General features: G+C 63.9%; 12 protein-coding genes. 5 read left to right on the forward strand and 7 right to left on the reverse strand.

The annotated features are described in order from the left end of the window. Positions 1 to 50: 50 nt before the first annotated feature. Entirely contained in the window at positions 51 to 428 is a 378-nt protein-coding gene (locus D3227_RS02425; RefSeq protein ID WP_120012239.1) for a VOC family protein, read from the reverse strand. Positions 429 to 627: 199 nt separating this feature from the next. Between D3227_RS02425 and D3227_RS02430 the strand changes: the two genes are divergently transcribed. Continuing rightward, positions 628 to 1,797 carry an Mrp/NBP35 family ATP-binding protein gene (locus D3227_RS02430; protein WP_120012079.1) on the forward strand — a complete coding sequence of 390 codons (1,170 nt, stop codon included), beginning with the start codon at positions 628 to 630 and terminating at the stop codon, positions 1,795 to 1,797. A 12-nt stretch (positions 1,798 to 1,809) separates the two neighbouring features. On the opposite strand, the gene D3227_RS02435 is transcribed toward D3227_RS02430, so the two are convergent. Next, positions 1,810 to 2,259, reverse strand: coding sequence for an SRPBCC family protein (locus D3227_RS02435; protein WP_120012081.1), 450 nt, complete (start codon positions 2,257 to 2,259; stop codon positions 1,810 to 1,812). A 148-nt stretch (positions 2,260 to 2,407) separates the two neighbouring features. On the opposite strand from D3227_RS02435, the gene D3227_RS02440 reads away from it, so the two are divergent. Then, positions 2,408 to 4,213, forward strand: a complete 1,806-nt coding sequence (locus D3227_RS02440) for an IlvD/Edd family dehydratase (protein ID WP_120012241.1) — start codon at positions 2,408 to 2,410, stop codon at positions 4,211 to 4,213. A gap of 102 nt (positions 4,214 to 4,315) precedes the next feature. Here D3227_RS02440 and D3227_RS02445 read toward each other — a convergent pair whose 3' ends face one another. Then, on the reverse strand, positions 4,316 to 4,735 hold the full coding sequence (locus tag D3227_RS02445; RefSeq protein WP_120012083.1) for a GFA family protein: 420 nt from the start codon (positions 4,733 to 4,735) through the stop codon (positions 4,316 to 4,318). Between the two features lie 163 nt (positions 4,736 to 4,898). Between D3227_RS02445 and D3227_RS02450 the strand changes: the two genes are divergently transcribed. Then, positions 4,899 to 5,297: a hypothetical protein gene (locus D3227_RS02450; RefSeq protein ID WP_120012085.1), complete on the forward strand. Its 399-nt coding sequence runs from the start codon at positions 4,899 to 4,901 to the stop codon at positions 5,295 to 5,297. 18 nt (positions 5,298 to 5,315) lie between these two features. Here the strand turns inward: D3227_RS02450 and D3227_RS02455 are convergent, their stop codons facing one another. Beyond that, positions 5,316 to 6,905 carry a trimethylamine methyltransferase family protein gene (locus D3227_RS02455; protein ID WP_120012087.1) on the reverse strand — a complete coding sequence of 530 codons (1,590 nt, stop codon included), beginning with the start codon at positions 6,903 to 6,905 and terminating at the stop codon, positions 5,316 to 5,318. Positions 6,906 to 7,103: 198 nt separating this feature from the next. Next, entirely contained in the window at positions 7,104 to 8,597 is a 1,494-nt protein-coding gene (gene pdxR, locus D3227_RS02460) for a MocR-like pyridoxine biosynthesis transcription factor PdxR (RefSeq protein ID WP_120012089.1), read from the reverse strand. Between the two features lie 435 nt (positions 8,598 to 9,032). Here pdxR and pgi point away from each other — a divergent pair, with 435 nt between their 5' ends. Continuing rightward, complete coding sequence (gene pgi, locus D3227_RS02465) at positions 9,033 to 10,676, forward strand: glucose-6-phosphate isomerase (protein WP_120012243.1); 1,644 nt, start codon at positions 9,033 to 9,035, stop codon at positions 10,674 to 10,676. Between the two features lie 5 nt (positions 10,677 to 10,681). Beyond that, complete coding sequence (locus tag D3227_RS02470; RefSeq protein ID WP_120012245.1) at positions 10,682 to 11,404, forward strand: HAD family hydrolase; 723 nt, start codon at positions 10,682 to 10,684, stop codon at positions 11,402 to 11,404. Between the two features lie 334 nt (positions 11,405 to 11,738). Here D3227_RS02470 and D3227_RS02480 read toward each other — a convergent pair whose 3' ends face one another. Beyond that, positions 11,739 to 12,467: a class I SAM-dependent methyltransferase gene (locus D3227_RS02480; RefSeq protein ID WP_120012093.1), complete on the reverse strand. Its 729-nt coding sequence runs from the start codon at positions 12,465 to 12,467 to the stop codon at positions 11,739 to 11,741. Between the two features lie 8 nt (positions 12,468 to 12,475). Next, a complete protein-coding gene (locus D3227_RS02485; protein WP_120012247.1) occupies positions 12,476 to 14,431 on the reverse strand; it encodes a long-chain fatty acid--CoA ligase in 1,956 nt (651 codons plus the stop codon). Positions 14,432 to 14,460 lie beyond the last annotated feature (29 nt).

Here is a 14,460-nt window from a genome sequence, read left to right on the forward strand (position 1 = left end):
CGCAAGCTAACCGGCACTGCATGCTTGCGCCAGATCATGCCTGCGCTGCCCTATTTGTCCACGAGGTTCAGGATGTTGCCGTCCGGGTCCTTGAACCAGGCGACCTTCATGCCGTAGCCGACATGGATATCGCCCTCGAGCGAAAGGCCGGGCATCTCATAGTGCTCGAAGGCGACGCCTTTCGATTTCAGCGATTTGACGACTTTGCCGATCTCGTCGCCGACCGTCCAGGTTACCGCAGTCGCCTTGTTGGTGCCCGCGAATTCGGAATGATAGACATTGATGACCGTGTCGCCGCTTTTGTAGACGACCAGTTCGTCACCCATGTCGTCCACCTGCTTTAGGCCCAGTGTCCCTTCATAAAAGGCCTTTGCCTTCGCCAGGTCTTTCACCGCCAGATTGGCCGTTGCGTTGCTGTTTGCGAGCATGATCCGTCTCCTTGCCTTGATGTCGTGCTCATGCTGCTCCTTCAGATAGGTCGCGCCGGCTGGTTGGCGACCGTCGATCAGGCAAATCCGACAGCTTCCGTCGTTTTCCGGGGCACACCAAGCCGGCTGTTGCTCCACGGCTTGGTTCTGTCCGGAAACTGCACTATCTCAGGCGCGAGCTTGCATAAAGGAAGACCTGATGTCCGTTACCAAGGAAATCGTCATCGAGCGCCTGAAGACGGTCAACGGGCCGGACTTCACGGGCAACATCGTCGACCTCGGCATGGTTTCGGAGATTTTTATCGCCGATGGCAAGGTGTTCTTTTCGATCACCGTTCCCGCTGCCCGTGCGCAGGAAATGGAGCCGCTGCGCGCTGCCGCCGAGCGGGTGGTCAAGGCGATCCCCGGCGTTGCCGGCGCCATCGTCGCGCTGACCGCGGAGAAGAAGGGTGGCGGCATGGAGGCTCCGGTTCCGCCGCGCCCCGCACCACGGCCGGCACCGCCTGCTGCACCCGCGCGGCCCGCGCCGCAGGCGCCGGCCTCGCACAGCCACGGCAAGCGCGGCGTGCCCGGCATCGGGGCGATCATTGCGGTTGCCTCCGGCAAGGGCGGCGTCGGCAAGTCGACCACCGCCGTCAACCTGGCGCTCGGCCTTGCCGCCAATGGCTTGAAGGTCGGCGTGCTTGATGCCGACATTTATGGCCCGTCCATGCCAAGGCTGCTCAACATCCATGGCCGGCCGCAAACCGTCGACGGCAAGATCCTGAAACCCATGGAGAATTATGGCCTCAAGGTAATGTCGATGGGTTTCCTCGTCGACGAGGAAACGCCGATGATCTGGCGCGGCCCGATGGTGATGTCGGCGCTGACGCAGATGCTGCGCGAGGTCGAATGGGGTCCGCTCGACGTGCTGGTTGTCGACATGCCGCCCGGCACCGGCGACGCCCAGTTGACCATGGCGCAGCAGGTGCCGCTGGCCGGCGCCGTCATCGTTTCGACGCCGCAGGACCTCGCCCTGATCGACGCGCGAAAAGGCCTCAACATGTTCAAGAAGGTCGACGTGCCGCTGCTCGGCATTGTCGAGAACATGAGCTACTTCCTCGCGCCCGACACCGGCAAGCGCTACGACATTTTCGGCCATGGCGGCGCGCGCCGCGAGGCCGAGCGCCTCGGCGTCACCTTCCTTGGCGAAGTGCCGCTCGAAATGGGTATTCGCGAAAGTTCGGATGCAGGCACGCCGGTGGTGGTCTCGAAGCCGGAGAGCGCCGAGGCCAAGATTTACCGCGACATCGCCGCCAAGGTCTGGGACCGGGTCAATGAAGAACGCGGCGCTGCCGAGGCTGCGGTGCCAAGCATAGTGTTCGAGTAAGTCGGACGCAGCTTAACCGCCGACCTTCTCGCCAAAACTCGAGAAAAATTGCCCCGCCAGTTTCTTCGAGGTCGATTCGATCAGCCGGCTGCCGAGCTGGGCGATCTTGCCGCCGACATCGGCCTTGGCTGCGTATTTGAGCACCGTCGTGTCCGGCCCGTCTGATGTCAGCGTCACGTCGGCGCCGCCCTTGGCGAAGCCGGCGATGCCGCCCTTGCCCTCGCCCTGGATCGTGTAGGAATGCGGTGGCTTGAGGTTCTTCAGCGTCACCTCGCCGTTGAACGTCGCCTTGATCGGCCCGATCTTCAGCACCACTGTCGCCGCCATCTCGGTGTCCGACTTCTTTTCGAGGCTCTGGCAACCGGGGATGGTGTCCTTGAGGATTTCGGGATCGTTCAGCGCTTCCCACACTTTTTGCAGGGGTGCGGCGATGCGTTCCTCGCCTTCGATCACCAAAGCCATCAAAACCTCCCGGAAAGATTGGTTCGAAGCCCTAGCGCAGGGGCGCTGTTGTGTCTATCGCACCAAAGTGTTGGTTCGGATCGCGCATGCCTCTTGCCTGCTTCCGCGCGTTGCCATATCGATTTGTCCTACAAATATGGAGACCATGATGGCCGGCGCCCCCACCGATAAGAAGAAATTTCGCTCGCAGGAGTGGTTCGACAACCCTGATAACCCCGGCATGACGGCGCTTTATCTGGAGCGCTACCTGAATTACGGCCTGACGCGCGCCGAGCTGATGTCGGGCAAGCCACTGATCGGCATCGCCCAGACCGGATCCGATCTGTCGCCCTGCAACCGTCACCATATCGAACTGGCCAAGCGCGTGCGCGAAGGCATCGTCTCGATGGGCGGCATCCCCTTCGAATTCCCGTGCCATCCGATCCAGGAAACCGGCAAGCGCCCGACCGCCGCACTCGACCGCAACCTCGCCTATCTCGGCCTGGTCGAGGTGCTCTACGGCTATCCGCTCGACGGCGTCGTGCTTACCATCGGCTGCGACAAGACCACGCCCGCCATGCTGATGGCGGCGGCCACCGTCAACATTCCGGCGATCGCGCTGTCGGTCGGCCCGATGCTCAATGGCTGGCACAAGGGCAAGCGCACCGGCTCTGGCACCATCGTCTGGGAGTCGCGCCAGCGCCTGTCGGCCGGCGAGATCGACTATGACGAGTTCATGGACATCGTCGCCTCCTCGGCGCCGTCCACCGGCTATTGCAACACCATGGGCACCGCCACCACCATGAATTCGCTGGCCGAGGCGCTCGGCATGCAGCTGCCGGGTTCGGCCGCCATTCCGGCGCCGTACCGCGAGCGCGGCCAGATTTCCTACGAGACGGGCAGGCGCATCGTCGAAATGGTGCATGAGGATTTGAAGCCGTCCGACATCATGACGCGGCAGGCCTTCGAGAACGCCATCGTCGTCAATTCCGCTATCGGCGGCTCGACCAACGCGCCGATCCATCTCAACGCCATTGCCCGCCATCTCGGCGTGCCGCTCGACAATGACGACTGGCAGACGGTCGGCCTCAATGTGCCGCTGATCGTCAATCTGCAGCCGACGGGCGAATATCTCGGCGAGGACTATCATCATGCCGGCGGCGTGCCGGCCGTGGTGGCCGAACTGCTGAAGGCCGGACTGTTGCCGCACCCCGATGCCGTGACCGCCAACGGCAAGTCGATCGGCGACAATTGCAAGGGCGTGGCCAACGAGAATGCCGACGTCATCCGCACCGTCGCCAAGCCGCTCAAGGCCAATGCCGGATTCATCAACCTCAAGGGCAATCTGTTCGATTCGGCGATCATGAAGACCAGCGGCATCTCGCCGGAATTCCGTGAGCGCTATCTGTCCAATCCGAAGGACCCGGAAGCCTTCGAGGGCAATGCCATGGTCTTCGACGGTCCGGAGGACTACCACGCCCGTATCGACGATCCGGCGCAAGGCATCGACGAGCACACCATCCTGTTCATGCGCGGTGCCGGCCCGATCGGCTATCCCGGCGGCGCCGAAGTCGTCAACATGCAGCCGCCGGCCTATCTCATCAAGAAGGGCATTCATGCGCTGGCCTGCATCGGCGACGGCCGCCAGTCGGGCACGTCGGGCTCGCCGTCGATCCTCAACGCTTCGCCCGAAGCGGCTATAGGCGGTGGCCTGGCGCTGCTCCAGACCGGCGACCGTGTCCGCATCGACCTGAACAAGGGCACCGCCAACATCCTCGTCAGCGACGAAGAAATCGCGCAGCGGCGTGTGGCGCTGCAGAACAATGGCGGCTTTCACTACCCGCAACACCAGACGCCGTGGCAGGAGATCCAGCGCGGCATGGTCGACCAGTTTTCGGCCGGCATGGTGCTGAAGCCTGCGGTGAAATACCAGGATGTGGCGCACACGAGGGGTGTGCCGCGCGACAACCACTGAGTGGCACATCGCGGTGCTCGTGCAAGCGACAAAAGGCGGCTTGATCTGATCAAGCCGCCTCTTTTTACGTCTGACGGCGGGCCTTCCTAGGTCCGGGACCAGTCACAAATATCCGGTGATCTCGGGCGGTTGGTCCTGCCGGTTGCGTTTGCCGTCCTCGTAGACGATCGGCGCGGCGGCGAGTTCCTCCTCGGTGACGTCGTCGAGGCAAGCGATATTCACCGCCCAGAAATTGCCGCCCATGAAATCGAGGTAGCCGCGGGAGAAGAAATTCGCGCCGCAGTTCGGGCACATATAGTGGTTGATGTCGCCTTCCGGCCAGTTGGATGGGCTCGCCTTGTATTCCCGCATCCGGTCGCGGCCATCCGTTATGCGCAGCGCCTCGAAGGCCGTGAAGGATTTCCTGTAGCCGAGTTTCCAGCAGAAACTGCAGTTGCATTTGCGGATGCCCTCGGCGAGGTCGAGATCGGCCTCGAAATGCACCGCGCCGCAATGGCAGCTGCCGTGATAGGTCTTCTTCATGGGGTCTCCTCGCAGAATTGCACTGTCCCGTCGATGGTCGGCGAAGCCAGACTCGTGCTTGCAGCTACGCCAGATAGGCTCCCAATCTCTCCTGGCAATCCGCCTCTGTGTGCAATAGCGGCGCGCGGTGCCCATATTGTTTGAAAGCGGAACAGGATCCATCATGACGAAACGGCGCTCTTCCCTCGGTTTCCTTGGAATGTTCGGCCGCTCGGGCGACCTCAGGGAACTCGACGCAGCGCTACGCGGTGCCGACCTTCATCCAGCCCTTGTCCCGGAAGGCGTGAAACTCACCATCGTCAATTTGATGAAGGACCACTGGCCCGACGAGCCGCCGCCAGACGCCTATCGATCCATGGCGCAGCTATTCGCCTACTGCATTGCCGGGCCGGAAACGTTCGAGCAGGCCAATGGCACCGAGCGGCGGCTGGACGCGGAACGCCGGATCGAGGCGGCCCTCGAAGCCGGCGACAGTTTCGATGCGCAGATCGTGCTGATGGCGCTGCATGCAAAGCTGATCAGCGCCGAAGTCGTCGAGCGCTACGGGGTGCGCGCTGATTGATCTGAAAGAGAGGCGGGCCTAGCCGCCCATGCCGCCGCGCGGCAGCTTGATCATCTCACCGAAGCGGGCGCGCAATTTATCGTCCACCAGCTTCGGCACGTGGCGCGGGAAGCGTTCGGCAAGCACACGTTTCTTCTCGATGATCGCCCGCTGCAATATGTCGGGCCTGCCCTTCTCGTTCCACTCCTTCGGCGAGAAACGGTCGCCGACGGCCGGATAGAAATACTCCGTCTGCATCAGCCTGAGCGTCTGCTCGTTGCCGAGATAATGACCCGGTCCCTTCAGGCAGACATCGGCGATAGTGTCGATCGACAGCGCTTCGTCCGTCACCTCGATACCGCGCACGCAACGCAGGCAGTGGCCGAGCATGTCATTGTCGATGATCAGGCTTTCCAGGCAGAAGCCGAGCAACGAGGCGTGCATGCCGGCCGATTCGTAGACGAGATTGAGCCCGGCCAGACCGGCCATCACGTCGGTGATGCCCTTTTCATAGCCGGACTGGATGTCGGGCAGTTTCGAATCCGTCATGCCGGCGGCCGAGCCGCCCGGCAGATCGTAGAATTGCGCCATCTGCGCGCAGGCCGCGGTCAGCACCGCCTGCTCGGCTGAGCCGCCCGACATGGCGCCGGTCCTGAGATCGGAGACGAACGGCCAGGTGCCAAAGATCGCCGGATGCCCCGGTTTGATGGCGTTGACGTAGACGAGGCCGACCAGCACTTCGGCCACCGCTTGCACAACGGCGCCGGCAATCGCCGCCGGAGCAGTCGCGCCGGCCTGGCCAGCAGACAAAAGCAGGATCGGGATGCCGCCTTCGACGCAGGCTTCGAGCACGCCGCAGGCGTCCTCGGCAAACTTCATCGGCGGTACGACAAAACAGTTCGAGTTCGACACGAACGGCCGGGCGCGGAAATTCTCCTCGCCGCCGGCGATCGCGTAGAGCATCTCAAGCGCCGGCTGCACGTTCTCGCGCACCGTGAATGAGGTGCCGACATGCTTGGACGTGCCCATCACGCAGGCGTAGAGCGTGTTGAAGTCCATATCGAGCGGATCGGGAATGTCGCGCGGCACCATCGGCCGCTGGAAGAAGTGGATGTTGTCGAGCCCCTCGACGATGCGGGCGGCATCATAGATGTCCTGCAGCAGCGATTCGCGGTATTCGCGCTTCTCGACATCGACCAGATGCACCGCGGCGCCGGCCGTGCCGTAATGCACGCGCTTGCCCTTGATCAGCATGTCGTGCCTGGGGTCCTGGCCGTGCAGGGTGAAATGCCGCGCCGCCTTCTTGATGGTGTCCAGTACGAGCGCGCGCGGGAACCGAACACGACCATCATCGCTATAAATGGCGCCAGCCTTGGTCAGCGCTTCGATGCAGGAGGGAATGGCGTTGGCGAAGCCGACCGTTTCCAGCAGCGTCAGCACCGCCTCATGAATGCGCTCGCGATCGTTCTCGCTGAGTGGCCCATAACTGCCGCCTTCGAGGCCGGCGCGCACCGGTCTGATGTCGTCGGCGAGCGGTGCCGCCCGCATGGCGCGGCGCGCTTCGCGCCCGCCAGAGCGCCGCGAACGTTGGTCCGTCGACGCATCTTGCTTCTCAAGAGCCACTGACATGGAGGCACTCCACCTTTAGCTGCGAAGCGGGAGGCGGTGGTTGGTCCACCATCGACCTGCTTCGTCCCCTTTATGCCTCGACTATGCCGCCGGCATTGGCACAGCCTATGAGCCAGAGGGTTCCGTCGCATATGCCAGAGCGCTAAAAGAAAACGGGGCCGTTTCCGACCCCGTTGTGAATTGCCTCCAAACGGCCTGTCAGGCTGCCGCCGGCCTGCGGCCTGCCGCCGTCGCCAGTTCGCGAATGCCGGGCTCGATGTGCTGCAGCGCGATCGAGGAAATGCCCAAACGCATGAAACGCGACGGCTTTTCGGTCCTGTCGAAGAAGCGGTCGCCGGGTTCGATGATGACGCTGCGCGACGCAGCCGCCTCGGCCAGGCCGCGCGAATCGGTGCCACGCGGCCCTTCGAGCCAGAGCGACGTGCCGCCGGCCGAGTCGGTCGAGCGCCATTCCGGCAGGAAGGCGGAAATCGCATGGACCAGACGCTTGCGCCGCTCGTCGAAGGCGCTGGACAGCCGTCGCACCAGCGCCTCGTGATGGCCGAGCGACAGGAACAGCGCGACCGCGCGCTGGTTATTCGCCGGCGGGTGCCGAAGCATGAAGCGGCGCAGCGCGCGAAGCTCGGCGATCAGCCCGGCGGAGGCGACGATGTAGCCAAGCCGAAGGCCGGGAGCCAAGGTCTTCGACATCGAGCCGACATAGACGACGCGGCCTGAGCGATCGAGGCTCTTCAGCGCCTGCTGCGGCGCCTCGTCGAGAAGCTGGCTGTCATAGCCGTCCTCGATGATGATCTGGTTGTGGCGGCTGGCGCGCGCCAGAAGGTCCTGCCGCCGCTCCGCCGACAGCGGCACCATGGTCGGGCAATGGTGGCTGGGCGTCACGAAGACAAAGCCGGAATCGCTGGGGATGGCCGAGGTGACGATGCCGGACTGGTCGACAGGAACCGGCTGGATTTCGGCGCCCGCCAGCCGGAAGATCGAGCGGGCGTCGGGGTAGCCGGGGTCTTCCATCGCCACCTTCGAGCCCTTGGTCATCAGCAGCGTAGCCAGCATATAGAGCGCGTTCTGGGCGCCCAGCGTCACGATGATCTCGTCCGGATTGGCGAAGATACCGCGCCGCGGCAAGAGCCGCGCCTGGATCTGCTCGATCAGCAGCGGATCGTCGCGATCGACCATGTCGGAGGCCCAGTTGCGGATCTCGAGCACGGCCAGCGCCATGCGGTTGCATTCGCGCCATTCGGCGGTCGGGAACAGCGCCGGGTCGAACTGGCCGTAGACGAAGGGGTAGGACGACTTGATCCAGTTGTCGTGCTTGGCGGGCGGCGGCATGTCGCTGGCGGCGATCTGCCGGCGCGCCTTCCAGTCGATCTCATTGGCCTGGTCGGGCGCCTTCTGGTGCGGCTTGGCCGGCGTCGCCAGCACGTCCGGGTTGACGAAATGGCCGCGCCGTTCGCGCGCCACCAGGAAGCCCTGGTCGACCAACTGCTGGAAGGCGAGCACCACGGTGCCGCGGGCGACGCCGAGTTTCTCGGCCAGGATGCGGCAGGACGGAAGCGGCATTGAAGCGGCGATCTGCCGGTCGAGGATGGCGGCGACGATCGCCTGACGGATCTGCGCCTGCAGGGTCTGACCGGATTCCGCCGAAATCCGGAACAGGCCGGACCATATGGCCGTGTCGTTACGCTGTGGCATGGGAATTGTTCCTCGATGGCCAGCCTTTTTCGCTTGGCTGGACCAGCCGAACGTAACCGTGGCACAAGGGGTTGCGCCAATCAATTTTTCTGATCGCTGGGATTTATGCCAGTGATCCTTCACGTGATTTTGATACTGCACTGCGTCATCCAAGCGTGAGGCAAAGCCTCATCGCGGCGTGGCGCAGCGCCTCATCCAAGCGTGAGGCAAACCTCATCCAGGCGTGAGGCGGCGCCTCATCCAAGCGTGAGGCAAAGCCTCATCCAAGCGTGAGGCAAAGCCTCATCCAAGCGTGAGGCAAAGCCTCATCGCCGCGTGACGCACTGCGTCATCCCCACGCATTGAACCGGATGGAATTCGGCTCAATACATTGTCGCGACGACACGCGCCGGAAACATCCGGTCCTTAATGATGGCTCAGGTCTCGGAGTTTGCAGTGGATCAATCGTCCTTTCAAAAACAGTTCGCCGCGTTGCGCGATCATCGCACAGCCGCGTCCGCCAGCATGCGCGAAGCTTTCGCCGCCGATCCCAAGCGCTTCGAGACATTCTCCGCCACCGACGGCGACCTGATGCTCGACTGGTCGAAATGCGCGGTCGACGCGAAGACGATGGACCTGCTGGAGCAACTCGCGGCAGCCGCCGATCTCGAGGGTCGCCGCGCAGCGATGTTCTCCGGCCAGAAGATCAACGTCACCGAAGGCCGCGCCGTGCTGCACACGGCGCTGCGCAACCTCAGCGGCAAGGGCGTGGTGCTCGACGGGCAGGATGTGAAGACAGAGGTCCTCGCCGTGCTCGACGCGATGGGCGCCTTCGCCGACGCCGTGCGTTCCGGCAAGGCGGCCGGCGCCACCGGCAAGAAGATCACCGACATCGTCAACATCGGCATCGGCGGTTCCGATCTCGGCCCTGCCATGGCGACGCTGGCGCTGGCGCCCTATCACGACGGGCCGCGCGCGCATTATGTCTCCAACATCGACGGCGCCCATATCCACGACACACTGAAGGGCCTGTCCGCCGAAACCACGCTGTTCATCATCGCCTCCAAGACCTTCACCACGGTCGAGACGATGACCAATGCCGAGACGGCCAGAAAGTGGGTGCAGAAGGCGCTCGGCAAGGAAGCCGTCGGCAAGCATTTCGCCGCCGTTTCGACCGCGCTCGACCTGGTGGCGAAGTTCGGTATCGAAGCGGACCGCGTGTTCGGCTTCTGGGACTGGGTCGGCGGCCGCTATTCGGTCTGGAGCGCCATCGGTCTGCCTGTCATGATCGCCATCGGCCCGAAGAATTTCCGTGCCTTTCTCGACGGTGCGCATGAGATGGACGAGCACTTCCGCACCGCGCCGCTACAAAAGAACCTGCCAGCGCTGATGGGGCTGATCGGCTGGTGGCACCGCGTCGTCTGCAAATATCCGGCCCGTGCGGTCATTCCCTACGACCAGCGCCTGTCGCGGCTGCCGGCCTATCTGCAGCAACTCGACATGGAATCGAACGGCAAGAGCGTGACGCTGGACGGTGGCGCGCCCACCACGCCGACCGGCCCCCTGGTCTGGGGTGAGCCGGGCACCAACGGCCAGCACGCCTTCTTCCAGTTGCTGCACCAGGGCACCGACGTCATTCCGGTCGAATTCCTCGCCGCTGCCGTCGGCCACGAACCCGATCTCAAGCACCACCACGACCTTTTGCTCGCCAACTGCCTGGCGCAATCGGAAGCCCTCATGAAGGGCCGCACGCTGGAGGAAGCGCGCACGCAGATGATGGCCAAGGGCATGAAACCGGCCGATGTCGACAAGATCGCGCCGCATCGCGTCTTTTCAGGCGATCGTCCGTCGGTGACCATCCTCTACAGGAAGCTCGACCCGCGCACGTTCGGTCGACTGATCGCGCTCTACGAGCATCGCGTCTTCGTCGAGGGCACGCTGTTCGACATCAATTCTTTCGACCAGTGGGGCGTCGAACTAGGCAAGGAACTTGCGACCGGCTTGCTGCCTGTCGTGGAAGGCAAGGAGAATGCCGCAAAGCGGGACGCCTCGACTGCCGGACTGGTGGAACACATTCACCGCTTGCGCGGTCAGGAGTGAAAAGTTTGGCGGATATCAAGGGCATATTGTTCGACAAGGACGGCACGCTTGTCGACTTCAACGCGACATGGCTCGGCATTGCCGATTTCATGGCCATGGACGCCGCCGAAGGCGATCGCTGGAAGGCCGACAGGCTGCTGGCCGCGGCCGGCTTCGATTTCGTCAACAAGCGCTTCAAGCCGGATTCGATCTTCGCCTCCGGCTCGAACATGGATGTCGTCGAGCTGTGGTTCCCGCGCCTGTCCGACGAGGACCAGATGCTTGCCGTCGCCCGCTTCAACGAGATCACCTCGGTCCAGGGCTCGGCCATGGCGGTGGAACTGCCCGGGATCGTCGATTCGCTGAGGGCGCTTCACAAGAGATCCTACAGGCTGGGCGTCGCCACCAACGATTCGACCAGTGGCGCCGAGAAGACACTGGTGACGCTCGGGGTGGCGCAGCTTTTCGACGCCGCCTATGGCTACGACTCCGTGGCAAGGCCGAAACCGGCGCCGGATACGATCCTCGCTTTTTGCGACCTGACCGGGCTCAGGCCGGCGGAGATCGCCATGGTCGGCGACAACCGCCACGACCTCGAAATGGCGCGGGCCGGCGGCTGCGGCCTGGCGGTCGGGGTGCTCTCCGGCACCGGCACGCGCGAATCGCTGTCGTCGATCGCCGACGTCGTTCTGGATTCGGTTGCCGACCTGCCCGGCTTTCTTTCGGCGCGGGTCAAGGAAACGGTCTGACCGGCAAGGCGGGGAGACTACTGGCTCGCAGGCGCCATAACGGATCCAAACTGAAGTGTTGAAAACTCACTGCCGCGCAACTGATCGAGAAAGGCTGCAACGGCAGAGGCGTCACTGCCGGGCGGGAATACGACAAAGAGTTCCCATCCTTCCGGGGAGTCCATTTGCTTGCTCGGAAAGCCGCTCTTCGTCGTGAGGGCCTGCAACCGGTCCAAGTCGGCTTGCGGTCCCGTGGCGGTAATGCCCATCATTTGAGTGGTTGATGGCGCTTGGACGGAAGGCAATAGCAGGCATCGTGCAGGCGCCTAGAACAGGTGCCAGGCTGATCTCAGCGCTAGCGATCTTCCGGTTCAAACGAAAAGACGCCGCTCGGCTTGCTCGCGGCACCCTTCGCGTCGCCGAAATCCGGCACCTGATATTCGGCGAGCAATCGCAGCCGCGACAGCGGCAGGTCGGTGCGACGGGGGTCGCCGACCAGCACATCGATGCCGGCTGCCAGGCAGCGGTCGAGAAACGGGGTAACCCGTAGGGTAACCTCACGGCCATAAAACACGTCGCCTGCAAGCACGAGATCGACCACCGGTGGCGGGCCTGTCGTGATGTCTTCCCCAATAACCATGATCGTCACGCCGTTCGCAGCCGCGTTGAGGCCGAGCGCGGCAACGCCGTTGCGATCGATCTCAGCCGCAATCACCGCGCTGGCGCCGGCCTTTGCCGCGGCGATGCCGACGAGGCCCGAACCGGCGCCGAGGTCGAGCACGCGGCGCCCCGCGACCGTTTGCGGCCGGTCGATTATGTAGCGGGCAAGCACGGAGCCGCCAGCCCAGACGTAGGCCCAGTAGGGCGGCTGCGGCTCCGGCGCGTCGGCCTCGTTTCCTTCCGCCTGTTCGACCTCGTCTGCTTCGACAAGCCGCCTCAGCCCGCTGCCGGGATGAGCCGAGTAGAGCCGGATTTCGGGAATCGCCGGAACAGGCTCAAGGCGCAAGTTCGCTTTGATGAACGTGGCCGGGTCGAGGCGCGGACGATCGCCCGCGATCCCGCCATCGATAATGCCGTCGTTCAAGATCGCGTCTAGTCCCTCAATGCTCGGCGCAGGATCTTGCCCACCGGCGTCTTCGGCAGTTCGGTCCTGAACTCGATATATTTCGGCCGCTTGTAGCCGGTCAGGTTCTCGCGGCAATAGGCGGTCAGGGTCTCGGCGGTCAGTGCCGGGTCCTTCTTGACCACGAACAGCTTCGGCACTTCGCCCGAATGCTCGTCCGGCACGCCGATCGCCGCCACTTCGAGCACGCCCGGATGCTGGGCCACGACCTCTTCCAGCTCGTTCGGATAGACATTGAAGCCGGAGACCAGGATCATGTCCTTCTTGCGGTCGACGATCTTGGTGTAGCCGCGCTCGTCCATGAAGCCCATGTCGCCCGACTTGAAGAAACCGTCCTTGGTCATCACCTTGGCGGTCTCGTCCGGCCGGTTCCAGTAGCCGGCCATCACTTGCGGACCCTTGATGCAGATCTCGCCGACCTCGCCGAGCGGCACATTGTTGCCGTCGTCGTCGCGGATGGCGATCTCGGTCGAGGGCAGCGGCAGGCCGATCGTGCCGGTGAAGTCGCCGGCGCTGAACTTGTTGGCGGTCGCCACCGGCGAGGTTTCCGACAATCCGTAGCCCTCGCTGACCGGGCAGCCGGTCAGCGCCTTCCAGCGCTCGGCGACGCCCTTCTGCACCGCCATGCCGCCGCCCAGCGTCAGCACAAGCGGCTTGAAGTCGAGCTTGCGGAAATCCTCATTGTTGAGCAGCGCGTTGAACAGCGTGTTGAGGCCGGGGAAAATGTGGATCGGGTATTTCTGCAACTCTTTGACGAAGCCGGGGATGTCGCGGGGGTTGGGAATAAGCACGTTCTGGGCGCCTTGCTGCATGCCCATCAGCGCGTTCACGGTCAGCGCGAAGATATGGTAGAGCGGCAGCGCGCAGACGAAGTTGGGATGCGCCGGTCGCGGCCTGACCGTATAGGCGTCCTCGAGCCAGAGCGCGTTCTGCGCGACATTGGCGAGCACGTTGGAGTGCAGCAGCGTCGCGCCCTTCGAGACGCCGGTGGTGCCGCCCGTATATTGCAGGAAGGCGATGTCGTCGGCCGCGACCTTGGCCGGCTTGAAGGCGACGCCCGCGCCGGCCTTCAGGGCCGCGTTGAACTTTACATGGCCGGGCAGCGACCATGCCGGCACCATTTTCTTCACCCGGCGCACGACGAGGTTGACGATCGTCCCCTTGAGAGCGCCAAGCATGTCGCCCATCGCGGCGACAACGACATGCTTGACCGCCGTCCTGGCGATCACCGCCTGCAGCGTGCCGGCGAAATTCTCGAGGATGAGGATGGCCTGCGCGCCGGAGTCCTTGAGCTGATGCTCCAGCTCGCGCGGCGTGTAGAGCGGATTGATGTTCACCACCGTATAGCCGGCGCGCAGGATCGCCATCATCGCCACCGGATATTGCAGCACGTTCGGCATCATCAGCGCCACGCGCGCGCCCTTCTTCAGTCCTGTCGATTGCAGGTAGGCGCCGAAGACGGCCGACTGCAGTTCGAGTTCGGCATAGGTGATCGACTTGCCCATGCATACGAAGGCCGGCTGGCCGGCAAACTGCTTGCAGGCGCCCACCAGCAAGTCGCCGATGCTATTGTAGGGCAGGGGGCCGATCTCGGCCGGGACGCCTTTCGGGTAGCTGGCGAGCCACGGCTTTTGCGGCAGGCCGGCGGCCAGTGCGGTCAGCGCCTTCGGCAGTCGCTTGGCCGGGCCCGATGCCGGCTTCGAGGCAGGCTTTGCCGATGCCGCATTGGCTGCCGGGCTGGCAGCCGCGGTCTTGGTCGCAGGCCCTGCGCCTGCCTTTGCAGGTGCAACTGCCGCCTTCGGCTTGGCCGGCTTGGCCGGCGTGGCGGTTTTGGCGGCTGGCGCTTTAGCCTTGCCGAGGCCCGAGGCCGGCTTTGAAGCAGAATTTGCCTTCTCCGGGGCCGTTGTCTTTGCTGCTTTTGCCACCTGTTCCTCCCTCGATCTTTCCTTCGTGC

Origin of the sequence: Mesorhizobium waimense, from assembly GCF_003601975.1 — a bacterium.
GTDB classification, from domain to species: Bacteria; Pseudomonadota; Alphaproteobacteria; order Rhizobiales; family Rhizobiaceae; genus Mesorhizobium; species Mesorhizobium waimense.